Source organism: Microcoleus sp. B4-D4 (assembly GCF_036705185.1).
Taxonomy (GTDB): Bacteria; Cyanobacteriota; Cyanobacteriia; order Cyanobacteriales; family Microcoleaceae; genus Microcoleus.
The window spans coordinates 47,303-72,080 of sequence record NZ_JAUBTX010000006.1 but is presented as its reverse complement, the minus strand read 5'-3'; the positions used below and the strand labels follow the sequence as shown (position 1 = coordinate 72,080).

General features: G+C 46.3%; 22 protein-coding genes. 6 read left to right on the top strand and 16 right to left on the bottom strand.

The window, feature by feature from the left end; all coding sequences use genetic code 11:
• Positions 1-167 precede the first annotated feature (167 nt).
• The 5 genes from aroF to QUB13_RS07460 all read right to left on the bottom strand — a co-directional run bounded on the left by aroF (position 168) and on the right by QUB13_RS07460 (position 6,383).
• Positions 168-1,229, bottom strand: coding sequence for a 3-deoxy-7-phosphoheptulonate synthase (gene aroF, locus QUB13_RS07480; protein ID WP_194067112.1), 1,062 nt, complete (start codon positions 1,227-1,229; stop codon positions 168-170).
• A gap of 414 nt (positions 1,230-1,643) precedes the next feature.
• Positions 1,644-2,117 (bottom strand): PAM68 family protein, encoded by a 474-nt coding sequence (locus QUB13_RS07475; protein WP_333093132.1) that lies wholly within the window; start codon positions 2,115-2,117, stop codon positions 1,644-1,646.
• Between the two features lie 96 nt (positions 2,118-2,213).
• A complete protein-coding gene (rpsO, locus tag QUB13_RS07470; protein ID WP_194012436.1) occupies positions 2,214-2,483 on the bottom strand; it encodes a 30S ribosomal protein S15 in 270 nt (89 codons plus the stop codon).
• A 183-nt stretch (positions 2,484-2,666) separates the two neighbouring features.
• The gene (gene ruvA, locus QUB13_RS07465; protein ID WP_333379895.1) at positions 2,667-3,290 is read right to left on the bottom strand and encodes a Holliday junction branch migration protein RuvA; all 624 of its coding nucleotides are present in this window, start codon (positions 3,288-3,290) and stop codon (positions 2,667-2,669) included.
• Between the two features lie 459 nt (positions 3,291-3,749).
• On the bottom strand, positions 3,750-6,383 hold the full coding sequence (locus QUB13_RS07460; RefSeq protein WP_333379894.1) for an AAA-like domain-containing protein: 2,634 nt from the start codon (positions 6,381-6,383) through the stop codon (positions 3,750-3,752).
• 984 nt (positions 6,384-7,367) lie between these two features.
• Here QUB13_RS07460 and QUB13_RS07455 point away from each other — a divergent pair.
• The 3 genes from QUB13_RS07455 (at position 7,368) to QUB13_RS07445 (ending at position 9,384) form a co-directional block, all read left to right on the top strand.
• Complete coding sequence (locus QUB13_RS07455; protein ID WP_194012439.1) at positions 7,368-7,577, top strand: hypothetical protein; 210 nt, start codon at positions 7,368-7,370, stop codon at positions 7,575-7,577.
• Between the two features lie 280 nt (positions 7,578-7,857).
• Positions 7,858-8,433, top strand: a complete 576-nt coding sequence (locus tag QUB13_RS07450) for a hypothetical protein (RefSeq protein ID WP_194012440.1) — start codon at positions 7,858-7,860, stop codon at positions 8,431-8,433.
• A 234-nt stretch (positions 8,434-8,667) separates the two neighbouring features.
• The gene (locus tag QUB13_RS07445) at positions 8,668-9,384 is read left to right on the top strand and encodes a GUN4 N-terminal ARM-like repeat domain-containing protein (protein ID WP_333117776.1); all 717 of its coding nucleotides are present in this window, start codon (positions 8,668-8,670) and stop codon (positions 9,382-9,384) included.
• 253 nt (positions 9,385-9,637) lie between these two features.
• Here the strand turns inward: QUB13_RS07445 and QUB13_RS07440 are convergent, their stop codons facing one another.
• The 11 genes from QUB13_RS07440 to QUB13_RS07390 all read right to left on the bottom strand — a co-directional run bounded on the left by QUB13_RS07440 (position 9,638) and on the right by QUB13_RS07390 (position 23,229).
• Positions 9,638-10,003 carry a DUF1823 family protein gene (locus tag QUB13_RS07440; protein WP_333117778.1) on the bottom strand — a complete coding sequence of 122 codons (366 nt, stop codon included), beginning with the start codon at positions 10,001-10,003 and terminating at the stop codon, positions 9,638-9,640.
• A gap of 129 nt (positions 10,004-10,132) precedes the next feature.
• Positions 10,133-11,164 (bottom strand): type I glyceraldehyde-3-phosphate dehydrogenase, encoded by a 1,032-nt coding sequence (gap, locus tag QUB13_RS07435; RefSeq protein ID WP_333093135.1) that lies wholly within the window; start codon positions 11,162-11,164, stop codon positions 10,133-10,135.
• A 341-nt stretch (positions 11,165-11,505) separates the two neighbouring features.
• On the bottom strand, positions 11,506-12,426 hold the full coding sequence (locus QUB13_RS07430) for an NAD(+) kinase (protein ID WP_333379893.1): 921 nt from the start codon (positions 12,424-12,426) through the stop codon (positions 11,506-11,508).
• A gap of 168 nt (positions 12,427-12,594) precedes the next feature.
• Entirely contained in the window at positions 12,595-12,918 is a 324-nt protein-coding gene (locus QUB13_RS07425) for a hypothetical protein (RefSeq protein ID WP_333379892.1), read from the bottom strand.
• Entirely contained in the window at positions 12,915-14,447 is a 1,533-nt protein-coding gene (locus QUB13_RS07420) for a hypothetical protein (RefSeq protein ID WP_333379891.1), read from the bottom strand. The genes QUB13_RS07425 and QUB13_RS07420 overlap by 4 nt, the downstream gene beginning before the upstream one ends.
• Before the next feature lie 66 nt (positions 14,448-14,513).
• Positions 14,514-15,176, bottom strand: coding sequence for a DUF3226 domain-containing protein (locus QUB13_RS07415; RefSeq protein ID WP_333379890.1), 663 nt, complete (start codon positions 15,174-15,176; stop codon positions 14,514-14,516).
• Positions 15,176-16,285: an AAA family ATPase gene (locus QUB13_RS07410; RefSeq protein ID WP_333379889.1), complete on the bottom strand. Its 1,110-nt coding sequence runs from the start codon at positions 16,283-16,285 to the stop codon at positions 15,176-15,178. Before QUB13_RS07410 ends, QUB13_RS07415 begins: the two co-directional genes overlap by 1 nt.
• 45 nt (positions 16,286-16,330) lie before the next feature.
• A complete protein-coding gene (gene cobN, locus QUB13_RS07405; protein WP_333379888.1) occupies positions 16,331-20,389 on the bottom strand; it encodes a cobaltochelatase subunit CobN in 4,059 nt (1,352 codons plus the stop codon).
• A 149-nt stretch (positions 20,390-20,538) separates the two neighbouring features.
• On the bottom strand, positions 20,539-21,411 hold the full coding sequence (locus tag QUB13_RS07400) for an EamA family transporter (protein WP_333379887.1): 873 nt from the start codon (positions 21,409-21,411) through the stop codon (positions 20,539-20,541).
• Positions 21,408-22,145 (bottom strand): ABC transporter ATP-binding protein, encoded by a 738-nt coding sequence (locus QUB13_RS07395; RefSeq protein ID WP_333379886.1) that lies wholly within the window; start codon positions 22,143-22,145, stop codon positions 21,408-21,410. The genes QUB13_RS07400 and QUB13_RS07395 overlap by 4 nt, the downstream gene beginning before the upstream one ends.
• A 271-nt stretch (positions 22,146-22,416) precedes the next feature.
• Positions 22,417-23,229 (bottom strand): ABC transporter ATP-binding protein, encoded by an 813-nt coding sequence (locus QUB13_RS07390; RefSeq protein ID WP_333379885.1) that lies wholly within the window; start codon positions 23,227-23,229, stop codon positions 22,417-22,419.
• A gap of 30 nt (positions 23,230-23,259) precedes the next feature.
• On the opposite strand from QUB13_RS07390, the gene QUB13_RS07385 reads away from it, so the two are divergent.
• From QUB13_RS07385 to QUB13_RS07375, 3 genes are read left to right on the top strand one after another with little or no spacing between them, the layout of a single operon-like run.
• Complete coding sequence (locus tag QUB13_RS07385; protein WP_333379884.1) at positions 23,260-23,466, top strand: DUF433 domain-containing protein; 207 nt, start codon at positions 23,260-23,262, stop codon at positions 23,464-23,466.
• 42 nt (positions 23,467-23,508) lie between these two features.
• The gene (locus QUB13_RS07380; RefSeq protein ID WP_333379883.1) at positions 23,509-23,757 is read left to right on the top strand and encodes a type II toxin-antitoxin system MqsA family antitoxin; all 249 of its coding nucleotides are present in this window, start codon (positions 23,509-23,511) and stop codon (positions 23,755-23,757) included.
• Between the two features lie 11 nt (positions 23,758-23,768).
• Positions 23,769-24,758 (top strand): Uma2 family endonuclease, encoded by a 990-nt coding sequence (locus tag QUB13_RS07375; protein ID WP_333379882.1) that lies wholly within the window; start codon positions 23,769-23,771, stop codon positions 24,756-24,758.
• Positions 24,759-24,778: the final 20 nt, after the last annotated feature.

Sequence of the window (24,778 nt, the reverse complement as noted above, 5' to 3'; positions counted from 1 at the left end):
CGGGGATTTAACCCAATACGCTTGGGTTAAAACTGTTCATTCCCCGGAGATCCCCCTAAATCCCCCTTAAGAAGGGGGACTTTGATCAATTTCTTATTCCCCCCTTTTTAAGGGGGGTTAGGGGGGATCCGCCGAGGCTAAATCCTAGTGACTGATTACCGATCTTTCTACGCCAAAACTGGCACGGGTTGCGGCCAACGTTTCATGACTTTACCAATCACCGCCAATTCTTCCATCAAGTTGTCGAACTGATCCGGTGTTAAAGATTGCGGCCCGTCAGACAAAGCTTTTTTCGGATTCGGGTGCACTTCTATCATCAGGGAATCTGTACCCGAGGCGATCGACGCAAACGCCATCGAAGGTACAAACTGCGCCCAACCAGTCCCGTGACTCGGATCAACCATAATCGGTAAGTGAGTCAGGGTTCGCAGCACTGGAACCGCCGACAAATCCAGCGTATTCCGCGTATACTGCCTGTCATACCCGCGAATGCCGCGCTCGCACAAAATCACGTTCGGATTGCCCGCAGCCATGATATACTCGGCAGCCATCAACCATTCTTCAATGGTGGCCGAAATGCCGCGCTTCAGCAAAATCGGTTTGTCTTGAGCTCCGACTTTCTTCAACAGCGAGAAATTCTGCATATTTCGGGCTCCGACTTGGATCACGTCGGCTACTTCTACGATCGCACTTAAGTCCGCCGCATCCATAACTTCGGTAATAATTCCCAAACCGCTAGCTTCCCGCGCCGCCGCCAGCAGTCCCAAAGCACTCTCGCCGTGTCCTTGGAAAGCGTAGGGAGAGGTTCTCGGTTTGTAGGCTCCACCGCGCAAAAATTGAGCGCCAGCAGCTTTGACACGCATCGCCGTCTCGACAATCATTTCTTCGTTTTCGACCGAGCAAGGGCCTGCTACGACTGCGATCGGGTGATTTAAGCCGATCGTCACAGTTCCCAAGGGAGTAGCAATCGCGACTCCGCTGGGTTCACCTTGGCGGTATTCCAGAGAAGCGCGTTTGTAGGGTTTTTCTACCCGCAGCACTTCTTCAATCCAAGTGCTCATTTCGCGCAGTTGCATCGCTTCGAGCTCTGCGGTGTCGCCTACCAAACCCATGACGACTTTGTAACGCCCAACGATTTTTTCTGGTATCAAACCCCAGTTAGTGCGGAGTTCTTCGTCTAGTCGATCGATCTCGGCTGCTGGAGTGCCGACTTTCATGACAATAATCATATTTTTTTTCCCTTGGTCTGTTGCGCTCAACACGGATTATGGCACGGATGCACGAAGAAAAACTGATGTAATTTTAATTCTGCATTCATCTAGATTCTTTCACCTGTCATCATTTCTCAGTTAGCAATTGCCCAAATCTATTATAACAACCTGTTTATAGTAATGACTAAAGTCCTTACTGGCAATTTTACCTAGAAAAAACTGAAGTTTTTACTAAAAACATTTGAAATTTTGGTAATTTTGTCTGTTAGCTAAATTACTGATGACTGATGACTCAGAGGGCGGATTTTGCAATTTTTTTAGTCACTTGTATCATATATCCTCTTCTAAACCCGCCCCTACAAAATGCTAATGACTAATGACTGCTGACTAATGACTGCTGACTAATGACTAATGACTAATGACGAATGATTTTTAACTTTTTGGTTTAGCGGCGCGCCATGCTTCTCGCATCCGTCCAAAATTGGTAGTGAATTCTTCCCACCCCAGAGTGCTTCCTGAAGTTTCTTCATCCCAGGAAGCTGAGAGGAGTCCGTAGCTCAATCCCAATACGCCTAAACCAAAACAGCCCATGCTTACCAGCAATACTGCTGTGTTCGGCAAGTCAAACAAGCCTTTGCTGACTATCAAATAACTCACAAAAAATGTGGAAATTCCCAGAATGGTCGGTATGCCGCAAAATACCGCTATGCGCGATATCATGCGTTTGCTGACTGCTTCTGGGATGGATTGCGCCTGTTTTCGTGTTTTGTTAGCTGGAGGCTGCTTGTCGGCAACATTTGACTCTAAGGCTGCATTTGTTTCAGGTTCTGGGGGCTTTTTAGGCGTTTTTTTACGATTTGTGACCGGTTCAAACGGTAAGCGCTGGCGGGGTGGTTCGGAGGACATATTTTATCTCTAACCTGAATTCTCGAACATTTATTCAATAGGTCTTGGTTTTTGTCCAAGATTCTTGAATATTGTCGCAAATTTTGGCTTTGATGTTTAGCCGCGAATGCCTAGACGGGCAATCAATGCTTTGTAGCGTTCAACGCTTCCCTTTTGGATGTAGGCTAGGAGGCGCTTGCGACGGCCGATCATCATCATTAAACCGCGCCGGGAGGCGAAGTCTTTTTGGTTGATTTTCAGGTGGGCGCTGAGTTTGCTGATGCGATCGGTCAGCATGGCGACTTGGACATCTGCCGATCCGGTATCAGTTTCATGGGTTTGGTAATCGCCCATGATTTCTAGTTTGCGCTGTTGTGTAAGTGGCATGAATTGATTTTATGTTTTTTTGTACGATGTCACAATCTGGGATCTTATCACAGATCGAGAACGGTGGGGGTTGATTTTTTGGCGGCAAGGGTTGACCGGGCGATCGGGCGAGTTTAAATCCCCTTGGGGGGAAGTCAATTCCGCTACAGCGAAGTGGCGGCTGCTTGTCGCCAACTGATTTAGTTATCGGCTTAAATAGCTGATCGCCTCGCGTATCCAATCATCCGCATTACCTTTGTTGGACAAATTGCTGTCTTGACTGAGGGTTTGCAAGGCTTGCAAGACTTCCGCCCCAGTGTATCCCATCGCCAGCAGGATCATCTCGACTTCTTCTTGAATAGCTGCGGGGACTCCGGCGGCGACAGAAGTTGTCAAACCTGCTTCCTGTCTCCATTCCGAGAGTTTGCTTTTGAGTTCCAAGGCGAGGCGTTCGGCGGTTTTTGTACCCACTCCGGGGGTTTTGGCGAGGATGCGGGTGTTTCCGCCGACGATCGCCTGGACTAAATCTTGCATTCCTAAAGTATCCAAAAGGGCGATCGCCAGTTGAGCACCAACACCGCTAACACTCGTCAACTGCCTAAACAAATCGCGTTCTGCCGCGCTACCAAAACCGTATAATACGATTTGGTCTTCCTTAACTTGCTGGTGAGTAAATATTTGGGCGATTTCGCCGGAAGCTGGCAATTGACCCGTCACGCGGGGTAAAATTTGGATTTCATAGCCAACTTGATTGACTTCGAGAGTCAAAATGACGCGGTTGCTGCCTTTGGCGATATTGGCGACAGTGCCTTTGAGATAGCTGATCATATTGTTTTTTACTAGACTTATTGCATAGATATTTGATTGATGGGCAAACCGCAGATGTCAGGTAGATAAACGCCCATCGACGCAGATAATTTCAACTCTTGAAAACCAATTAATTCAATCTTGTTTACTGAATAATACTACACTTTTGTATCAACTTATAGCGGTTCGATCGCGTGGTGATATCGTTTCCGGTTGCATCGGAATGATTTAACCGGCGCTAGAACACAGAGTACACAGAGTCCGAGAATATATATCTGAATCATTCCGATGCTACCGGATTTGATATGAGGTATGCCCGCAGAGGCCTATGCCCAAGGCCCAAGGCCCAAGGCCCAATGCCCAATGCCCGTAGCCCTATGCCCGTAGCCCAATGCCCGCCCAATGCCCGCCCAATGCCCTATGCCCAATGCCCAATCCCGCATAGTATCTCATCTTTATGAGAAAGGCTATAGTTATTTTTTAATTCAAAATAAGATGCTTTTTGATCAAAGACAAATCCGTTTTTCCAAAATTCACCGCCAAAGCCACATTTAAATTTTCTAATGATTTTATAAACCACATAATTTCATCAGAAGCTTTACCTTCATAGTGATTGAACAAAATAGACAATCGCTTTTCCAACTCAGGCTTAACTTTGCCCGAAAGCAGCAGGATTTTGAGCATTAAAGCAATTGTCCGGCTGGGGCCGAGGTTGTATACCAAGTCGTAAAAAACGTAGTGACTGAGATGTTGAGAATTTTCCACTACTAAAAAGTTGAACAATTGGTTGCAAGTCCGAGCCAACAATATATTATTTAATTTCCCCGAATCGCTTTCAGAAAATGTATTTTTGATGTACCTGTACAAGCGGTCATTAAATTGACGACCGCCGTATTCTGGCTCCACTGCCGAGATTAAATATTCATACAAATCAACTTTAAATGAACTGTAAGATGGAGTTTGTCTGGCATCTCTTAAGAAAAACTGAGCCGATTCTTTGTGGGTGCGCTCGCCTGCCACTTTTCCGACAAATTCCCTAACAGCTAAGTGCAGTTCTGAATCATTCAAAAGTGTAGGATTAGGCGCGCGTTCCACAATGCCGATCTCTGTATTTCTCGGCTCAACTAAATAATTCAAATATTGAGATAAATTATTTTCAAATTTTCGCAATCTTTGAATTTCTAGTTTTTTGATTGTTTGCTGGTCTTCCTCAACGCTGTCCTTGCTCAGCAGAGAATGCCCGTACAAATAAGGATACCGATAAATCAATTGACCCAAGGGGTAACGACTATTTTCTTGCTCTGCTTCCGGGTCTTGTTCTACGGCTTTTACTAAACGCTCTAAGGTCTGGAATTCTTGACTTTTAGTAAAGAATTTTATTTGTTCTTGCAAGCGCTTGACTATGTAAAATTCCATCCCGAATCGGGGAGAAGTCTGTTTAAATAAAGCTATTAGGTTGGCGATCGCAAATTTGTTCTGCGAGTGCAATTGCCAGCGGTTGATCGGGATGTAGCAGCAGCGGTGGAGGATATATTTAAAGTTCCGATCCGATCGCTTGACGGAGATTATGTTGTACAGAGTTGCTTCAATGGAGCGATCGGGATAGCCCATACCGTCGATAAATAGCTTGCGGAACCGCTCGATTACCTGCGAGGGGGATTCTGTTTCCACGCAGAAGACGATGTGATCGTACAATCTCTGTTCGTTACTGCCTGGTTGAACAGTATCTGAGGGCGGGGTGAGAATGCTGCTGTCTGCATCGGTTTCTGGACTGCGGTCTGCAACTTGTGCGACAATGATGGTCGGTTTTTCCTGAAAAGTTCCCGGATGCAAAAACCAATAGTGTTCTTGGCTTAATTGTTTGTTCGCCGCCCAATCCAAGGCTGACTGCAAACTTTCTCCGGTCAATAAGTGCGACTCATCTTCGCGATCGGAAGCCAGCCACGCTGCCAGCGCCTCGCGGTAGGGTGCCAGATTTCCTAATTCTTTTTCCACCCAGAATTGATTGAAAACTGACTGATAAATTAGGTTGGCGACTCTTAATTTACCCTGAACTTTAACAACCAGTCCTGACAGTTGCAATTCTATTTGTTCGGCAGAGTAATCTGCCGCTAATCCCGGCGCTTCTGCTAGTTTTGTCGGGTCTGGCGGTCGCAAAATTTGCTGGTACGAGGTTAACAGCTTGGTGAGGTCGTAGCGGCTGTGGAAAATGCGTTTGCGAATTGTTGTCAAATGTAGGGGTTCGTCCCATTCTTCCCAATTTTTAATAATTCGATGTTTGAGTATTGTTTTGACTTGCTGGGCTTCGCAATTTCGGCCAATAAAAGACCCGTATTCAAGTACCAAGTTGCAAAGTTTTTGAGTCAAAAACGGTTGGCCGCCCGTCCAAACTAATATTTCTTGGAGCACTTTTTGGGGACGAAAAGCTTTGAGTGCCAATCCTTTTGCTAGTGGCAAACTTTCTTCGAGTTGGAATTGACTTAAATTAATCGATCTTCCAATATTAAAAGGGTTGCAGCTTGAATCTCGGATCGATTCTAACGGGGCGGCTGTTCCAAAAACTGCAAAAGTCAGGCGATCGTATTCGGGTTGTTCTGCCCGCTTGGAGTAACAAGCCCGGATCGTGGCAAAAAAATCGTTGGTACTGAAATTTAGGTTTCTAGTGCTGTCAATGTCATCGATGAAAATTACCAGATTTTGCCGAACTGACTTGAGCAAAACTTTTTCAATAAATATCTCTAATCGGTACGCTGGCGACAGCAGTTCGCGATCGTTCCACCACTTGATGGCATCAAACCTGTTGGTGAGGTGCAAACTGCTGGCGATGCGGTGTACGATCGCCCCGTACCACTTTTGGGGGGAGATATCCGGGCTGCTGATGCTTTTCAAGTTGATGGCGGCAAAAACTGTACCTTCTGCTTGCAACTTTTTGGCTGTTTGCACTAGCAGGCTGGATTTGCCCATTTGTGGCGAACTCAACACGTAGCAGAATTGTCCGGCTTTGAGTCCTTCGTAGAGTTCGCTGTCTGCGGGTCGCCTGACATAGGTGGGCGCACCGGCAGGCAAATATCCTCCGACTTGATATTGGTAGGTTGAGTTGACCAATGCTGTCATCTGGGAATTCATCAAGATCCTGCGCCCCTATACTGTGCGATCGAAAGGTTACAAATTGCAATAATTATTATTGCCAGCTTACTCTTGTGGAAAATTTTTGTGCCTCTTTCTCTATTGTCTACTAACTAAACTTTCTGCTGCTCAATCTTTACCGTATCTTTGCAACTGTTGACCTCAAATCCGGTTGGGCGGGCGATCGGACTCCCAGATCCGATTATTTACATTGGTTTACATAAACTATAACTATATCTATTTTTTGGGCTCGATCGGATTGAAAACATCAAAACGCCATTAAGTTCATATTTTTTGACAATAATACTTTAAAATTCACCCGATGGTATGATATTGCCAGGGAAATTCATAACTGCAATGCCCTCAACCTTCTGCCTTCTGCTCCGTCTGGCGAATGCAGACAAAAAATGCTCAGCAATGAGTAGCAATAAAAAACCTCAGCATTTGGCTGAGGACTGCTTGAGTGGGAGATATCGTTAATCTGCGTTTTTTTTGTTGACTTAGATAGCATGGAATTCCATGCTGCTGACACTCCCCCGACTTCGATGAGCGCGGGGATTTTTAAGGAAAAACTTTTTGGAATGAATCCACAAAAAGTTTAATTCTTAAAGGCATTGTCAGTGCCCGCCAACCACTCGCTCAACTATAAAAGCTAAGTCTGTGGCTAATTGTAGAAGATGCGCCCTGATGAATTAACTACCCGATAGATGAGCACCCTGATGACATAACTCCCTGATGGATCGACGCCCTGATGGCTTTAGCCCCACTACCCAAAAAATTCAGGTTGGTGGATGATCGTGGACATTAGTAACACGTCACTTTTGGCGTTTTCGATCGCAAGCGGGTGTGCCTGTCTGAATTGATTATGGCAGGTAGATTTATCAGAAGACAAGTGGGCTATTGCATCAACCCACTTCTGAAAGATCGGGTTAGCCAAAAAGTGCCAATCTACGGAAATCAGGGTCATCGAACATGAAAAACAGCATCTTAGTATTAGGGGTAATTGCCTCGGCGGGCGTCGGCTTTTTCCAGGCAGGTAGCGCCAGCGCTTCTGCGATCGTCCCACAACCAAAAACAGCCAGCAGTTTGACGGTTTCCGGGAGTCATCCCGACTTCAACTACACTGGAACGAATGAGGATGGGGACCAGGAAGAGGTCAAAACGGGTAAAGGCAGGAAATAATTGGCGATATTGTGTGGTTTGCCCGCAGTGCGGTTGCGATCGTAGTTGTGGTTGTGATGTTTGTTGTCGCAACCGCCTCGGCTTGAGGCGGTCAAAAGTCGATCGCGAATATCAGTCTACCTAATATCGGGGGGTGGAGTCAGCTTCCAAGAACGGTGAATGAGAAAATAAAGAGGTGAGGCGAGTCTGTCGGTGGAGTTTCCCGACCTTGGGACTTCCTTACCTTCTGATGTTCGGGATTCGGATCTGGCACAATCGTATTTCATATCTTAAAAATCCAATGGAAAATATTCTCGAAACTACCCGCAGACAGCGGGTATTGACCAGAACCCAGGAAAGGCGTCAGGCGACACCCAAAGAAAAACAGTTAATTCACCTGCTGGCAAATATGGCTTGCAGTTTAATTAACTATGACTACAAACACTCGAACGGGAAGGGAACTCTCGCGCCTTCGGAACGCAAGCGTTTAGCGGAATGGCACTACCTGCGAGTTCAGCAAATTCGCCGGATCGAACGGTCGTTAGAACCCGTAGCTACCCTCAAGCGCGTGTACTACAAGAGCATTCTCAGTCCGAGGGATCTCAAGTCTTTGAAATTTCTGTGGCTGGATGAGGAGGACAAAAACCGCGTCAAACGGGTAGATCCTGACTTGGACGACATTCTCAGCGAAGCTTTGGATCGGGGAGATACTTTGAAACAGCTATTTCACTCGATCGAATCGAAAGACCGAATCTTTGCGGCAACTCCTAGCCCCGGCGTTGTACCGCTTTGGGTCAAAGAGTGGGAAGATTCCGAATATGACATCAACTATTTTCCGCCTTCTTTCTCTGCATGGGTGTCGATCGTGGACGACTAAGCTGGGTAAGAAACTTTTTTGCACGGGATCGATCGCAAATTTCAGATGGTAAAGGGCGGTTGCGATTGCCGCCACCGACTCTCGACTTGGCCGGGGGCGGAGTTAGGGCGCTAAGGTACGAGCAACCATCGGAGTACAGAGAAGTGAATCGAAGTCAGTACCGTTGTACAATGGAGCAAAACCAGGGCTTCAGCTAATAGCTGATAGCTGATAGCTGATAGCTGATAGTTTCCCATGACTGACTCGATTTCTACTTCTCCTTTAGACTCGGCGGCCGATACAGCCGAACTACGCTCTCAGTTGAGGTCTGGTTCGGAAAAAGCTCAACTGCAACTGCTGCAACAACACATAGCAGATGCCGGTTGGGACGTATTGATGGAATTTTTATTAGAACGCAAGTCGGAGGAACCGACAGCGGTAATGGGTAAGGCTTACCAAATTCTTTACAGTGCTGACTCTCCGAGAGCTACGGAGTTTTTGCAGGCAAATTTTCCGACTGGAGTTGTGCCGCTGCGATCGGACTCTAACATTGATTACACTCCGCTGCAACAATTATTGGCGCTACAGGAATTTCAAGAAGCCGATCGCTTGACATTAGAGAAGCTTTGTGAATTGGCGGGCGAAACAGCTTTGCAAAGAAAGTGGCTGTATTTTACGCAAGTTGAGAGTTTGCCGGTGGCGGATTTGCAAACAATGAATGTGCTGTGGAAAGTTCATTCCGAAGGTAAATTTGGCTTTTCGGTGCAGCGCGAAATTTGGATGAGTTCGGGCAAGAATTGGGATAAATTGTGGCCGCTAATTGGCTGGAAGAAGGGGAATAATTGGACGCGCTACCCGCAGGAGTTTATTTGGGATTTGAGCGCGCCTAGGGGTCATTTGCCGCTGTCGAATCAGTTGCGGGGAGTGCGGCCGTTTGCGGCGTTGATGGGTCATCGGGCTTGGGTGAAGTGAAAGGTTTGGGGCGGGCTGGACGATCGCCGGCCCGCGATAGTTAGCGCGGAGATGGAATTTTTAGATTTAACCGCAGAGGGCGCAGAGATCGCAGAGGTGGAGGGGTGAAGAGAATAGGGGCGATCGTGCTATTCGATTTTTCGCTCGAAAGGCATCAAACTCTTGCAGCATCTACATGACAGCCTCAAAATTCAACATTGCAAATTTTACACCTACTGGCTACCGCACTTTTCAACAAAAAATATAGTTCCATCTACACCCCAGCTTCCATAAAACCCATCAACCAATTAGCCATCGTCGCCCTGCGAGTCTGTCTGGGCCCGAATTCCCCAATTTTATAGCCCTTAAACCCCAATTTTTCCTTCAGTAACTGCTTGTTTTCTGGAGGGGTCGATCGCGTCAATTTCACCGTCGCAGGCCTAGAATCGATAAAATCCGGCGGTTCCGGGTAATCTTGACACCATTCCGGTGCAACATTTTCATTATTCCACACCCCAGTCTCGGCATCGCAGCGGTAGCCCAGATACAGCCAAACTAATCTGTTAACAGCAGCATCGTCCATTTCTTCGTTGAGGATAGCCCAAATAGTTTCGTGATTGAGTGGCGGTAATTCAGACATGATTAAAGTGCGATCGCAAATAACAACAATTTAACCTATAGCGGTCTACCGAAATAGTAGGTTCAGCGGGGGAAAACCTGCATTGATTAGTGCTAGCAGTCGATCGCCCCGCCGAACCACAATACAATACTACTTACTCAAAATACCGTCCTTCTCGGCCATCGACAGCATCAAATCGATCGCGCGCCAAGAATAACCCCACTCGTTGTCATACCAGGAAATGACTTTAAAAAACGTAGAATTCAGTTCAAGTCCCGCACCTGCATCAAAAATGCTCGATCGCGCGTCGCCCCGAAAATCCGTCGAAACCACCGCATCCTCAGTATATCCAAGAATGCCTTTCAGTTCGCCCTCCGAGGCTTTTTTCATGGCCTCGCAAATTTCTTTGTAGCTAGTTTCCTTACTCGTTTTAAAAGTAAGATCGACTACAGAAACGTCAGGAGTTGGGACTCGCAAAGCCATTCCCGTCAATTTTCCCTTCAATTCCGGCAACACCAAAGTAACAGCTTTCGCCGCACCAGTTGAAGATGGAATAATATTTTGAGCCGCGCCTCGTCCTCCCCGCCAATCTTTTTGGCTTGGCCCATCTACAGTAGGCTGAGTAGAAGTCATCGCGTGAACAGTAGTCATTAAACCTTCTTCCAAACCGAAGTTATCGTTAATAACTTTGGCAATTGGTGCTAAACAATTCGTAGTGCAGCTAGCATTAGAAACAACAGTATCTTTTGCCGGATCAAATTTGTGGTGATTGACGCCTACTAGATATGTTGGTACTTTTTCCGGGTCTTTAGTCGGTGCTGAAAGTATTACTCGTTTTGCTCCCGCCGTCAAGTGTTTTGATGCGCCTTCAAAATCTGTAAACAATCCCGTAGATTCTACAACATAATCTGCACCTGTTTTAGCCCAAGGCAATTCGGCTGGATTTCTAATTGACGTACAGGGGATAAATTTTCCGTCAACGATGATACCGTCTGGCTTACCTTCAACTTCGCCGTCATAAATTCCGTGGGTGGAGTCGTATTTGAAAAGATAAGCCAGGTTTTCTGGCGAAACTAAGTCGTTAATGCCGACGAATTCGATGTTGGGGTTTTTGATGCCGGCACGCATGACTAACCGTCCGATGCGACCAAATCCGTTGATGCCGACTTTTAATGCAGCCATTGTTAAACTCCTCTTGAAAATATCGTTAATCGATCGCCTAGTGTGGGTTAGAATTTACCACGCTTGCCTGTTTTGACAACTGATTCTTTTCTATATCTTAAGGATTCTGACTTCGGCCTCCATTTGGGTGCAATTCATCCTGAAATCACCGCAGGTTAAGGGCTGATGGCTGACGATCCATAATTGTAAATTTTCTATAACGATAGCAGGCGCTGTTTTTTTTTTCACAATGGCTTTTTTGCAATCAAAGGAAAGTGATAACCAAAGATTTATCTCAAAGCAAAAACCGATTAGAAACGAAAATTTAATAATTCAAACATTTGCTACATTAATAATATCGATTAATTGCGGTGATTGTTGCTGTACTTAATTCTAGCTCCTGCCCATTGCAGTTTTTCCCTCAAAGTGCCGTAATAAGAATAGTTTTCCCGCAAAATGATAAACTTGGCTTCGCACTCTGCCATCCGCACATCTACGCGCTGTCCCGGCCAAATTGCAGTACCCAAAATGCCGTCTGTCCAGAGTTTTGTACTGAGTTCGTAATCTGCTAGGGGCCAAATGCTGACGACTGAACCGGGCGGCAAAACTACAGCCCGACTCGATAAGCTTAAAGGGCAAATTGGAGTAACTGCGATCGCATCCATTCCGGGATGAATAATCGGCCCGTTGGCGGAGGCGGTGTAGCAAGTCGAACCGGTGGGAGTTGCCACAATTAAGCCGTCGCCTTGGTATTGATCGACTACTTCGCCGTCAACTTCCATTTCTAGAATACAGCTAGGCATTCGATCGGCAGAAGCTGGTTTAATGCACATTTCATTGAGTGCCAAAAATCGATCGCTCTGGGGTTCGAGATTGGTTCTGTTTCCCTCAAAAATCGCCGCCTGCAACATCATCCGCTTCTGCACGGCATACCTGTCTTGGGCCAGTCTGTCCCAAATTTCCTCAGTATTCTGGAAATCCTCAAAAGACTCAGTTAAAAAACCCAGATGTCCCCCCACATTCACCGCCAAAATCGGGATGCCGTCAGCAGCTAAATTCCGCGCTGCAGCCAGGGCGGTACCGTCGCCCCCCAGAACCACGGCTAAATCTATGGGACTGTTGCTAGAAGCTAAAAACACCGGATACGGATTATCTTTCGCGCCGCTAGGGCCCATCAAAACTTGACACCCGCGACTTTCTAACTGGCGGGCACATTGTTCTGCCCACTTCTTGCTGAGGGTATCTCGGGCTTTGTGGGCGATAATTACTTGTTTTAGTTGCACAACCTATCTATTTTAGATTTTAGATTTTGGATTTTGGATTTTGAGATTTTAGAGTGAGCTCACAATCTATGGATTTTGGATTTTTGATTGTTAGATTTTAGGCTGATTGAAATATCTTAAAATATTCGATCGCACAAATTGGTTTTGGACATCAGGTTAGATTTTAAACTATTTTTGAGCATTGCGAGGCAGAGCCTGTGGATCTGTGTTACCCGGATCTGCCTGGTAAGGAGAAAGCCGGGAAGAAATATTATTATGACCGCATTTCCACATCTTCCCTCTTCCCTCTTCCTGATGACGTTGGACGTTGGACGGAAAGCTAGGAGGCGACAGCACTAATGACTGATGACTGATGACTAATGACATCTTCCCTCTTCCCTCTTCGTTCTTCCCTCTTCCTTCTTCCGACGGACTTACATCCGTTACATCCGTTACATCCCGTACATAATCCGTTGCCGAACTTCCTTCTTCCTTCTTCCCTCTCCCCATCATCCGTCGTTGATTCGGGATTTGGGGCGCGGCCAGATAATGCTGGTATCGGATGCTAGCAGGCGAGAAACGGCGATCGCCCCAAAACGGTTGAGGTGGCTTGGATCGAAAAAAAAGTCGTTGCGGCCAGGCCACCGCTGGGACAAGTCGCGAAAAGCGAAGCCTTTTTGCTGCGAGAGTTGCTGCATTCGCTGCCGGAACTGCTGTTCTGCCTGCAGTCGCGCGGGATCTAAGTAGTCGTCGGAGAGGGGTAAATTGACGAAAATTAGGGGGATTTTGCGCGTTTTGGTAAATGCTACGACTGAGTTAAAGGCTGTTGCTTGTTTTCCGCCGAGGTTGAAGTTTTCGTAGTCGCGATCGTACCTACCTGAAACGTAGGGGCGTTGTTGATAATAGGTGTTGGGATTGTAGCGCGCCGATAGGGGCATGAATCCGTTGGAGTCGATCGAATGTGCGGATGCGCTGACTTGTCTGATTGCTACTGTTGTCGGCTGCGCTGCATCATAGACAACGGGCAAGATTTCCGTTCCACCAGAGAGGAATTTGATTGTGGGGCTCGCCTCTTCCCCGCCTCCTCCCTGAGCTCTGCGGAAAATACCATCGCCGCCACCGCCGCCACCACCACCACAGGGCTGCGGGAATTTGTAACATCGGGGAATCACGTTGGGTTCACCAGACGGGAGTTTGGGACGAATGCCTGTTGCTAAAAGTTGGCTGCCTTGTGAATCGACGATTGAATTAAAAGTGCGATCGTCCCGGCCGCTGTTAAATGCGCGCACACCGTCCGCCCAGACAATCATTTGAGGCAAATAATCCGGCTTCAAAAGCCGCCGCAGTTGAAAGTCAACTACTTGTGCAGTTGCGCCGTTGATTGAAAAGTTGAATATTGTTAAGCCCGGACGCCCGGACGCCGCCAAAGATTGTTTTAGCTGTTTGGGATCGACGCCTTGCAAGGCGCGGGAACTGCCGACAATCAAAACATCTGGCGGCCCAACAGTCGCAACATAGGATAGGTAAAGTTCTAGTTGTTCGTTGAGTAAATCGCTGCTGAAACTAACTGTACTGGCGGCTTGCGATCGGGTTGCGCTCGCTTGCTGTTGGGAATAAACCAGGTTTTTTGTGTACTCGATGACTTTTTTCTCGGCAAACGCCCGCCTGGGACTGCCGGGGGGAACTGCTTGCATCCAAGCGACGGCTTGCACCCACAGGGCTGCTACTTCGTCCCAGTCTTCTTTGGAATTGGCTGATTGAGCCAAATTAGAAGCTTGGGTGGCAAAGCTAATTGACTCGGCAAATGGGTCGTTTTGGGTGCAGGAAGAAGCGCTGAGGGATTTTTGGGTTTTGTTGGGGTTTCGAGCCAACACAGAGGTTGGCGGCTCTTCTAGGGCTGCCGGTTCGATGGTGTTAGATGCCCCAGGGCTGTTGGGCTGGTTGGGTTGCGAACATCCGGCTGTTAGGGCGATCGCGGTTGCGCCGGCGCAGGTAAGTTTTAAGATGTTAGTGGTCAGGGTAGCAATATAGCGGCGAATCATACAGCTTTCACCGTTGGCGAAACATTAATAGATATTACTAATTATCCGGCGGATGAAGCAATTAGCTCACTCAAACAGATGTTTTAACCATTTAATAAAAATTAAGGCGATCGGGCAATCGCAGTTGAGTACCTGCGCTGTTATTGCTTGTCCCATCGGCATTGCCGGCGTTTTTTGCCATGCCAGCCAAGTGTGGATTAGCACTTTGGGACGATGAATTAAAGTGTAGCGGTTAAGTCCTGCTTGTTCGATGTCTTGTAAAATTGCTTCGGCTTTCGGATGCAGGATGTCACCGGGGGGGATTAGATAGGCGACAAAATCTTCTAACATTCCAGGAAGTTGATTGTCTGGCATCAACCAAACTCCGACGCGAGGCAAGTAGGGATCTGAAGGTGCGTAAACCCAGCCTTCGGGAGGGGGAGATTGGGGGATGTCTCGATAGCCGATCGAACTCAGTTTATCTTTAATCGATTGCCACCGCGCACTTAAATTGCGATCGGCATCAACCACAATTCCCAACGTGCGTAAATTCTCTGCTTTCAATCTTTCTGGCAAGCCATTGAGCAGCGCTTCAACTCCTTCTGTACCTTCTTCTTGAGGTACTTCGACGGAAAATGTTTCTGGTAGTTGACATTGCTGGCACAAAGCCCAGATTACGTGTCTGTCGTTCTTACCTTCTACCAATAACTGTTGAGGTTTTGGTTGAGGGGGTTTTCGTGCTTTTGGCATCAGCGCACCTCGATACTTTGGCGCACTGCAACGGACAATTCATCGGGAGTGTATTCAACTGCACGGATATCCTCACCGCGCCGGCTCAAGCGAAATAATTTGCCAACCGAACTATCTTCTGAGTTGTCTAAGGCTTCTTGAAATGCCGCTATGCAATCCCAACTGTGGGTAGTTGCAAACACTTGAACGTTCAGTCGCTTTGCTGTTTCAAATATCAATCGCCACATATCAGTTTGGGTTTGATAGTAAAGACCTGTATCAATTTCATCGACTAGCAAAAAACCATTTTCTGATGATACGGCTGCCATTGCTATATTAATAATTCGTCGCATACCATCTCCCATACTGCCTAGAGGAACTGGGTGAGGCTCGCCCCGAAGTTTAAGCAAAATACCACTATTAGAAGTCTGGCGACTCGTGAAACTAATCCGTTCCACATCCGGCTCCAGAATTTGCAATGCTTCTACTACACTTTGTTCTTTCGGTGTGAGTGTTATTCTATCCCACAGTACAGACAGTCGCGCAAAGCTGATATTAGTGGTTGTCAGAAAATAATTTTGATTGCTGCTCCCTCTAGGAAAAACTAACTTAGATGTGTTGCCCAACCGCAAGTAACGCGAATCGCCTATAGTTCCATCAGTACGGATAGGAATTCTTATTTTGCTATACTGTCCGTATGAAACAACTAGCTCACCGAACAAATCTCCACCTAAAACTAAATCCTCTAATCCAGGAAGTGTAAGTTGCTGGTCAATAGGATTAGGCTGAATTTTTAATGAGAGTGGCTCCTCTTTTGTAGAGCGGATATGAATAGCCCCACCGAAGTTATTAAGTTGATGACCGTAAAAAAGATGTAAAGTCTGATAATGACGCTGAGAAACGACTTCGCCATTTCTTTGTCTAGAAGGCTCGACTGTTAGTTCACCTCGGCTATTTAGCACCTCAAGTAAAAACTGAATGTTTCCTTCATTAACTAATAAATAAATGGCTTCCAAAAAAGTAGTTTTACCGCTATTGTTCTGACCGACTATCAGATTAACCCTAGCTAGGTCGTCGATATGAAAATCTTTAAAACAGCGATAATTTTGGATGGTGAGATCGCGCAACATGGATTCCTCGCATATTAACTATATTCTATCATTTCTCCGTTCAGACTAGAAACCAGTATGAGATTCGATGACGGCTTCGGCTTGCAGGGCGATCGATCGCAATTTATCCAATGTATCCTGATTAGCACTCTGCCACAATCCCCGCTGGCGAGCTTCTAGCAATCTCTCCGCCATATCTCGCAGCGCCCAAGGATTATTTTCCTGAATAAATCCCTGCACTTTTTCATCAAAAATGTAAGCCTCTGCAATTCCTTCATACATAAAATCTTCTACACAATTTGCCGTCGCATCGTAAGCAAACAAAAAATCCACCGTTGCAGCAATTTCAAAAGCACCTTTATAACCGTGGCGCATCGCCCCTTCAATCCATTTCGGATTTACCGCCCTGCTGCGATAAACCCGCGCTATTTCTTCTTTCAGTTTTCGCACTTTCGGATTTTCGGGAATCGAATTATCGCCGAAATAAGTTTCAGGATTTTTGCCTTGCAAATTGCGAATTGCGGCAGTCATTCCCCCTTGGAATTGATAATAATCGTCGGAGTCGAGGATGTCGTGTTCGCGGTTGTCTTGGTTTTGCAGAACTATTTGCATTTCGCCGAGGCGTTTTTCAAATGCTTCGGGTGCACAACATCCCCATTCACGCCCGGTAAATTCACCCCCCCTAGCCCCCCCTTGGTAAGGGGGGGGACAAGAGTTGGATTTAGCCCCCCCTTGATAAGGGGGGGTTGGGGGGGTATGGGAATTAGCCCCCCCTTGTAGGGGCGGTGAATGGTGCGTGCCCGCCCCGGCTGGGGTACTTGTATAGGCGTAACTACTCCAATTAATGTAAGCTTTTGCTAAATCGCCGTCGCCTGTCCAGTTTTGAGCTTCAATTATGCCTTGAAGTCCCGCGCCGTAAGCCCCCGGTTTTGAACCAAAGACTCGAAATTGCGATCGCACTTCTGCATCTTCTCGACTCAAACCCGCCGCTTCCCAATCCAAAATCTCTTGTTTAACTTGCGCTGCTAAAGGATTATCTTCGGCAGGTTCTTCTAAATTTGCCACAGCTTTTACCGCACTGTCAAACAAATCAATTAAATTAAAAAAAGCATCGCGGAAAAACCCAGAAATTCGCAAAGTAACATCAACGCGCGGCCGCCCCAAAACAGCAACAGGCAATATTTCAAAATCTACAACCCGGCGCGAAGGCCCATCCCAAATTGGCTGAACTCCTAGCAATGCTAGTGCTTCTGCAATGTCGTCTCCCCCTGTCCGCATGGTGGATGTTCCCCACACTGACAAACCCAAAGTTTTGGGATATTCGCCGTTTTCTTGGGTGTATCTTTCGATTAAAGTTTCAGCAGCAACTCTGCCAACTCTCCAAGCGGTTTCTGTGGGAATAGCGCGGATATCTACTGAGTAAAAATTGCGACCGGTGGGCAATACATCGGGTCTGCCGCGAGTGGGCGCGCCGGATGCGCCGCTGGGGATGTGCCGCCCATCTAGTCCGCCCAACAGGTTAGTAATTTCTTGGTTTGTTTGGAGGAGTGAAGGCAAAAGATAGTTTTCGATCCAGTCTAATTCTAGTTTGGTTGCTTCTCCAATTTCTGGATTGGCAACGGCAGATAAGCGCGGAGAAACGCGGATATTTTCGATTAAATTATCTACTAATTCAGCGGCTGTTTCTTCGAGTTCTGCTGTTAAATCGCCCGCTGTACGGTTCTGAATTATCGACGTTGGATCGGCAGTTAAGGGGTCGAAATCGTAGCCTGAGTCTTCAGCTAGGGCGCGGGTTAAGCCCGATCGCGCGTTGGTGGGATGGCGGGCGATCGCAATTATCAAATCTCTCAACTGTCTACCTTCAGGACACTGCCCGAAAATGTGCAATCCGTCGCGAATTTGCGATTCTTTTAGTTCGCAAAGATAGCCGTCGGTACGGGTGATAAATTCGGTAAATTCGGATTTATTTAGCTGGATTCCTAAGTCTTTATCTAAGTTTTCCTGGTTGGTGAGGGCTACAATGCGATCGCGAATCATCGGTAATCTAGACGGATCTAAGCTTTGGGCTTCGCAATATTCGTCGATTAAGGCTTCTAATTGCTGCAAGGGCCCGTAAAGTTCGGCGCGAGTCATCGGCGGGGTCAGGTGGTCGATTATCACCGCTTGCGATCGTCTTTTTGCCTGGGAACCTTCCCCCGGATCGTTGACAATGAAGGGATAAAAATTCGGCATCGCGCCTAATGCTACTTCGGGATAACATTTGTTAGACAAGGCGATACTTTTACCGGGAAGCCATTCTAAATTGCCGTGTTTTCCCGCATGAATTATCGCATCAATTCCTAATTTTTCTCGCAACCAGTAATAGTAAGCTAGATAATTGTGGGTAGGTTCCAAATCTGGGGCGTGATAGTTTAAGGCTGGGTCTAGTTCGTATCCCCGCGATGGTTGAATTCCCACAAATACATTGCCGAATTGAATTCCTGGAATCGGGAAAGAGTTATTGTTACTTATAAAATCTTGTGCATAGCTTCCCGGAAGCCCCCATCTTTGACAAATTCCCTCCTGTACTTCCGGCGGTAAAGTAGCAAAGTATTTTTGATATTCTGCTAAATCCAAAGATTGACGAACAGGCTGTAATTCGCGTCCTTCCGGGTCATTTGTTACGCCAGAAGTCAACAGTTCAATTAACTCGTTGCCGCTAGCGGGGATATTTTCAATTTGATAGCCAGCTTGCTGCATAGCTTTGAGGATTTCGACACAGCTAGCGGGCGTATCTAAGCCTACGCCGTTGGCTAAGCGGGCGTTGCGAGTGGGATAGTTGGCGAGAATTATGGCAATGCGTCTGTTGGCGGCTGGGGTTTGTTTCATTTTCACCCAATTCGCGGTTAAATCTGCTACAAATGAAATGCGATCGTCCGCTGCGACATAGCCTACCACATCTGTTTCTAATTCATCGTTCCAAGTCTGTACAGCTTTAAAAGAAACAGCCCTAGTAATGATTTTTCCGTCTACTTCGGGCAATGCTACATTCATCGCCACATCGCGGGGCGAAAGTCCTTGTAATTGTGTTTCCCACTGTTCCAAACCGCCACCGCTGAAGATTGCTTGCAATACGGGAATGTCTAAGGATTTTAAACTGTTTTGTTCCGGTTCAGGGCTGCTGAAACCGGAGACTGCAAAACTTGTGGTGTTTAGCAATAATTGAATTTTTTCTGAGTCTTTTGGCTGGAAATATTGCAGCAATTCTATTTGCAAATCTGGTTCTCGCAGCGAAGATACAAACACGGGAACTGGCACTAAGTTTCGCTCTGTTAAAGCTTGACAAAGTGCATCAATAGGTGCGAGATTTCCTGATAAGTAATGAGCCCGATAAAATAAAATTCCGACTTTAGTTTGTGATGGTAAATCTGGAGATCCCCCCCAGCCCCCCTTAATAAGGGGGGAGCAAGAATTTGTCAAAGTCCCCCTTAATAAGGGGGGTTCTGCATCTTGTGTCAAAGTCTCCCTTAATAAGGGGGATTTAGGGGGTTCTGCATCTGGTTGTAAAATCTCTAAACAGGCTTCACCACCTCCCCGCCAATCGTAAATTCCGACGCGGGAAACTGTTTGAGGAAGAGGCGGATTGTAAGCAGTTTTCAGACAAGTATCAGCAGTAAATTTGAGGGCGTTAACAAAATTTTGGACTCCGCCTTCGGTGAAGTAGCGCCACAGTCTATCGACTGCTGACAGCGATACATTGGAATGGCTGATTAAATCGGGATCTGGACTGTTTTCACCGGGCATCACAATCAATGCTGCATTAGTTTTCTGCGCCGTTTCCCGCAGAATTTCTAATCCGTAAGACCAATAGGAACGCCCGCCTAATAGCCTTAAAATTATCACCTCCGCCTGTTCTAAAATTTCCTCTGCATAGGTATCTATGGTTAATTGTTGCTGTAACTGAAGCAAGTTTACGGCGCGCACTTTGGGGAATTCTGGCGGCATTTTGGAGGAGGCGGCCGCGAGTGTTTGAATGTCGGTGTCAGCAGCACTAATAAATACGATTGGTGCTGGGGTTTGTTGAATAAAAATTACTCCTTCTGCTTGAGGGTTCCAACCTCCGGGTGTGGCTGCTATTTTGTGCATTATTTTTTCCTCTATAATAAGTTAAATTTTTACAATTTTTAGAGACAAAAGCTCTTACTTAAGTATTACACGAAAAAAGATGTTTGTAGTGAGGACTTTAGTTATCGTATTTGGAGCGGACTGAAGTCCGCACTACGAACATATAAAAGTCATAATGTGATAAAGAAAACTCCCACAATCATGATAGCAGCTCCTAACAATCTTTGCTGGATATCTTTTTCTTTGAAAATGAAATGACCGAACAGTACACCCATTAATACGCTGGTACGTTTAACTGCTATTACTTGCACGACTAAAGTCATTGTTAAAGCTTGCATCTGAAAAATGACTCCTAAAGCATTGACAAAACCCATTGTTGCTAGCATTGGTAATTGCTGCATGATTTTGCGGCTGGGGTTAGGGGTTTTGTTGAGTAAAACTGGTAGCAATAAAAGACTCATAGTCGTAAATAAAGAGAACAACCAAAAAATTGGGGAGGAGTTCTGCACGCCTATTTTATCAAAGTTTGAGGTGATACTCCAGAGAAATGCTACGATTAACATTAATTTTGGCCCTGGCTGGTGCAGCAATGCTTTGAAGGGCGCTAGGTATCCTTGAGATTTTTCTTTAATGTTTAATAGATAGGAGCCTGTGACTATGAGAAAAATTCCGATATAATCAAAAAAATTGGGATATTCGCCGACAATTAACGGTGAGGTTAGCAGCATGAATAAGGGTGTCAAAGCTACTAACGGGACGGTGAGGGATAAGTCCGAGAGTTTGATGGCTTTTATGTAGAGGATAACTGTGACTGCGTTGATGCTTCCTCCGATTGACAAAGCTATCCAAAATTGCGGGTTTAGTTGCGGATTTAATTGGGGTATTTCTATGAAAAATAGAAAGGGAGTTAAAAAGACGGCTGAAAAAGATGCTAGCGACCAAGCTACTACATATTCATCGTTTTTTTTCAGGTTTTGCTTGCTTAAAACGTCTTTTATTGCTTCAAAAAAAGCGGTGAGAATTCCAAAGATTAACCAAGTCAACCTAAATATGCGCTCCTGATTCGCTCGTCGTTTAGCAAGTCCAATCCTATACCGGTGAGGGTGATTTTACCAGCTTCTAGTACGTAAGCCCGATCGGCAATTTGCAGTGCTAAATTCGCGTTTTGTTCTACCAAGAGAATTGTAACGCCCGTGGAGCGCAGGTTTTGAATAATTGTGAAAATTTCTTTGACGATCGCCGGTGCTAAGCCTAAACTGGGTTCGTCTAATAATAGCAGTTTGGGGCGCGACATCAGAGCGCGGGCGATCGCCAGCATTTGCTGTTCCCCACCGCTAAGGGTTCCAGCTAGTTGAGTGCGCCTTTCTGCTAAGCGCGGAAATATCTCGAATTGGCGGGCTAAATCGGCTTTGACGGCCGCAAAGTCCGATCGCACGTAAGCCCCCAATTCCAAGTTAGCCAACACCGTTTGCTGCGCCAAAACCCGCCTTCCTTCTGGACTGTGGGCGATTCCCAATTTCACAACTTCGTGGGCTTGGCGGCGGCTGATATCGCGGCCGTTATAGATAATTTGTCCTTGGCGCAAATTAACTATTTTAGAAATTGCTCTCAGGGCGGTGCTTTTCCCCGCACCGTTAGCACCGATGAGGCTGACAACTTCGCCTGCATTAATTGTCAGATCAATATTTTGTAGGGCTTGAATTCCGCCGTAGTTTACGCAGAGGTTTTTGAGTTCTAAGAGGATATTTTCGGTAGTTTTTGGTGGGGTTATGTGCATTTTTTGTAACTTGATTTGTTGATAATCTTACTCGTTCCCAGGCTCTGCCTGGTAACGCAGATGCTTTGGCTCTGCCTCGATTTTTTCTGTTACTAAACGAGGCAGAGCCTCTAGATATCGGTTCCCAGGCAGAGCCTGGGAACCAGTGAATTATGCGAGAGGTCTATTTAATACTAACTATTACTCTTAGTCCGCGCAGGCGGACATTGTTTGTGTAGACGCGATTTCCAATCGCCGGGTTATTTTGCTTCCAATCGCCGGGTTTTCTGAGTTATTTTTCATCTCCTAAATAAGCCTCAATCACAGCAGGATTATTCCTGACGACAGCAGGTTCGCCCAAAGCAATAAGCTGACCAAAATTCAAAACAGCAATGCGATCGCACAATCCCATAACTAGGGGTACGTGATGCTCGATCAATATTACAGTTAAATTGAATTGTTCCCGCACTTCGCGGATAAAATCGCTTAACTTTTGCTTTTCATTGGGATTCATCCCCGCCGCCGGTTCATCTAACAGCAATACTGTCGGTTCTAGGGCTAAGGCGCGGGCAATTTCTAAGCGCCTCTGGTCGCCGTAGGGCAGGTTTTTGGCTGGTTCGGCCACGCGATCGCCCAATCCGACCAAATCCAACAATTCCCGCGCTTTCCGCTGGGTTTGGCGCTCCATTGCGTTAGACTCTGGTAAGGCTAAAATCCCCGATAGTAGCGATAATACCGGATTTTGCGATCGGCTGTGGATGTGTCGGGCGATCGCCACATTATCCAACACAGAAAGTTCGCCAAACAACCTAATATTTTGAAATGTTCTGGCAATACCTTTATTCGCAATTTGATAAGGCCGCAATTTAGAAATATTTTCGTCTTGATAAATCAGATTGCCACTAGAGGCAGGTATCAGTCCAGTCATTACATTAAACAGAGTAGTCTTGCCAGCGCCGTTAGGGCCGATCAATCCAAAAATTTCGTGTTTTTGAACTGTGAAAGATACGTCATTTACAGCCACTAAACCGCCAAAGCGGCGAGTTAATCCTTGGGCTTCTAAGACGGGATTAGTTTGTGATAAGGTAAGTGGTTCGCCAATCATCAAATATGATAGAATAGTGATTATCTAATTATGCCTCAAATTATGGATGCTCAAAAACTTTTAGAACGAATCACCGTAAACCCCAAAATATTTAACGGCAAACCGATTATCCGGGGTCGCCGACTGGCAGTTGAGCATATTCTAGGAATGTTAGCGGCTGGCGACACTCCTGAAACGATTTTAGAATGCTATTCGTGGCTAGAAAGAGAAGATATTCAAGCTTGTCTAATGAATTAGGTCGATTGAGAATCCGAAATCCGGGATAATGAGGATAAACTAATGCGAGAAATCCGATGCAATACCTGCGGTAGCAACAGTTACGAAGAACGTAAAATCAATTACCTTTACAGCCATCAAGGTAAATACTTGCTAGTTCCTAACACGCCCGTTGAGATTTGTATTGATTGTGGCATGATTTATTATGATGCAGCAGTGCTTAAAGAAATTGAGCGCCGCTTCTTTGCTATTCACCAGCAGAATGAAATGCCGGATTCATATATCCAAATTCCCAGCAAAAGTTACACGTAAATAAATTTTGGTTGGTTTGGGAAGATACGATTGTCGCCCTAAATTCGAGATTTCCCGATCGCGCGATCGCCATTGGCAGCACTCAGCAGAAATGGAAAACCGCTATAATGTCTGCAATGCCGTACCGCCTCAATCTCCTTCAGCCGTTTCGCCAGGGCAATCTTATGACGATGCACGTACCAGATTCGCAATCTTCCCCAACAAAAGTGCTGCCGACGATGTACGATCTACCCAGTGAAGACCCGGAGGAACCCGGTTTGCCTGACGTATATCACCGATGGCAAGCACAACTTTTGTGCGATAGCTGCATTCCCCCCCATTATCCGCCCGATCGCGTATTTTCTGCCAGCAATCTCAATCTATACTACGACTCCAACCATCTCAATTGGTACAAAAGACCAGATTGGTACTTAGTGGTGGGCGTTTCGAGATTTTACCGAGACAGAGACTTGCGCCAAAGTTACGTGATTTGGGACGAAGCAGTCAATCCTTTAATTGCGATCGAATTTCTGTCACCCGGTACGGAAGATGAAGATTTGGGGCTGACAGAATCTGCACCAAACAAGCCGCCGACTAAGTGGCAGGTTTACGAAAGAATTTTGCAGATTCCCTATTATTTTGTGTTTAGCAAATACAACAACCAATTGAGAGTATTTCGCTTAATTGGCAACCGTTACCGCGAACAATTGTTAACAGGTTCTCGATTCTGGATACCAGAAATACAGTTAAGTTTGGGTTTGTGGGAAGGTGCTTTCCTGCAAAATGAAAGGTTGTGGCTGCGCTGGTACGATATTAATGGGAATTTGGTTCTGACTCCTGAAGAATTTGAAAGACAGCGAGCTCAATTGGAAAGCCAACGAGCTGAAATTGAAAGGCAGCAAGCTGAAATTGAAAGACAGCGGGCTGAATCGGAAAGACAGCGGGCTGAATCAGAAAGACAGCGAGCCAATCAATTGGCCGATCGCCTGCGAGCAATGGGCATTAATCCAGACGAGCTGTAAAATGAAGTAGCAGCCTGCAA

Bases quoted from the DNA above. Each gene is read 5' to 3' on its own strand.
- QUB13_RS07460 (WP_333379894.1), bottom strand. From the start codon at position 6,383: ATGACAGCATTGGTCAACTCAACCTACCAATATCAAGTCGGAGGATAT.
- QUB13_RS07475 (WP_333093132.1), bottom strand. From the start codon at position 2,117: ATGTCCTCCGAACCACCCCGCCAGCGCTTACCGTTTGAACCGGTCACA.
- QUB13_RS07380 (WP_333379883.1), top strand. From the start codon at position 23,509: ATGCGAGAAATCCGATGCAATACCTGCGGTAGCAACAGTTACGAAGAA.
- QUB13_RS07440 (WP_333117778.1), bottom strand. From the start codon at position 10,003: ATGTCTGAATTACCGCCACTCAATCACGAAACTATTTGGGCTATCCTC.
- QUB13_RS07455 (WP_194012439.1), top strand. From the start codon at position 7,368: ATGAAAAACAGCATCTTAGTATTAGGGGTAATTGCCTCGGCGGGCGTC.
- gap (WP_333093135.1), bottom strand. From the start codon at position 11,164: ATGGCTGCATTAAAAGTCGGCATCAACGGATTTGGTCGCATCGGACGG.
- ruvA (WP_333379895.1), bottom strand. From the start codon at position 3,290: ATGATCAGCTATCTCAAAGGCACTGTCGCCAATATCGCCAAAGGCAGC.
- QUB13_RS07390 (WP_333379885.1), bottom strand. From the start codon at position 23,229: ATGATTGGCGAACCACTTACCTTATCACAAACTAATCCCGTCTTAGAA.
- QUB13_RS07415 (WP_333379890.1), bottom strand. From the start codon at position 15,176: ATGCCAAAAGCACGAAAACCCCCTCAACCAAAACCTCAACAGTTATTG.
- QUB13_RS07385 (WP_333379884.1), top strand. From the start codon at position 23,260: ATGCCTCAAATTATGGATGCTCAAAAACTTTTAGAACGAATCACCGTA.
- aroF (WP_194067112.1), bottom strand. From the start codon at position 1,229: ATGATTATTGTCATGAAAGTCGGCACTCCAGCAGCCGAGATCGATCGA.
- QUB13_RS07445 (WP_333117776.1), top strand. From the start codon at position 8,668: ATGACTGACTCGATTTCTACTTCTCCTTTAGACTCGGCGGCCGATACA.
- QUB13_RS07410 (WP_333379889.1), bottom strand. From the start codon at position 16,285: ATGTTGCGCGATCTCACCATCCAAAATTATCGCTGTTTTAAAGATTTT.
- QUB13_RS07425 (WP_333379892.1), bottom strand. From the start codon at position 12,918: ATGATGGGGAGAGGGAAGAAGGAAGAAGGAAGTTCGGCAACGGATTAT.
- QUB13_RS07420 (WP_333379891.1), bottom strand. From the start codon at position 14,447: ATGATTCGCCGCTATATTGCTACCCTGACCACTAACATCTTAAAACTT.
- rpsO (WP_194012436.1), bottom strand. From the start codon at position 2,483: ATGCCACTTACACAACAGCGCAAACTAGAAATCATGGGCGATTACCAA.
- QUB13_RS07450 (WP_194012440.1), top strand. From the start codon at position 7,858: ATGGAAAATATTCTCGAAACTACCCGCAGACAGCGGGTATTGACCAGA.
- QUB13_RS07395 (WP_333379886.1), bottom strand. From the start codon at position 22,145: ATGCACATAACCCCACCAAAAACTACCGAAAATATCCTCTTAGAACTC.
- cobN (WP_333379888.1), bottom strand. From the start codon at position 20,389: ATGCACAAAATAGCAGCCACACCCGGAGGTTGGAACCCTCAAGCAGAA.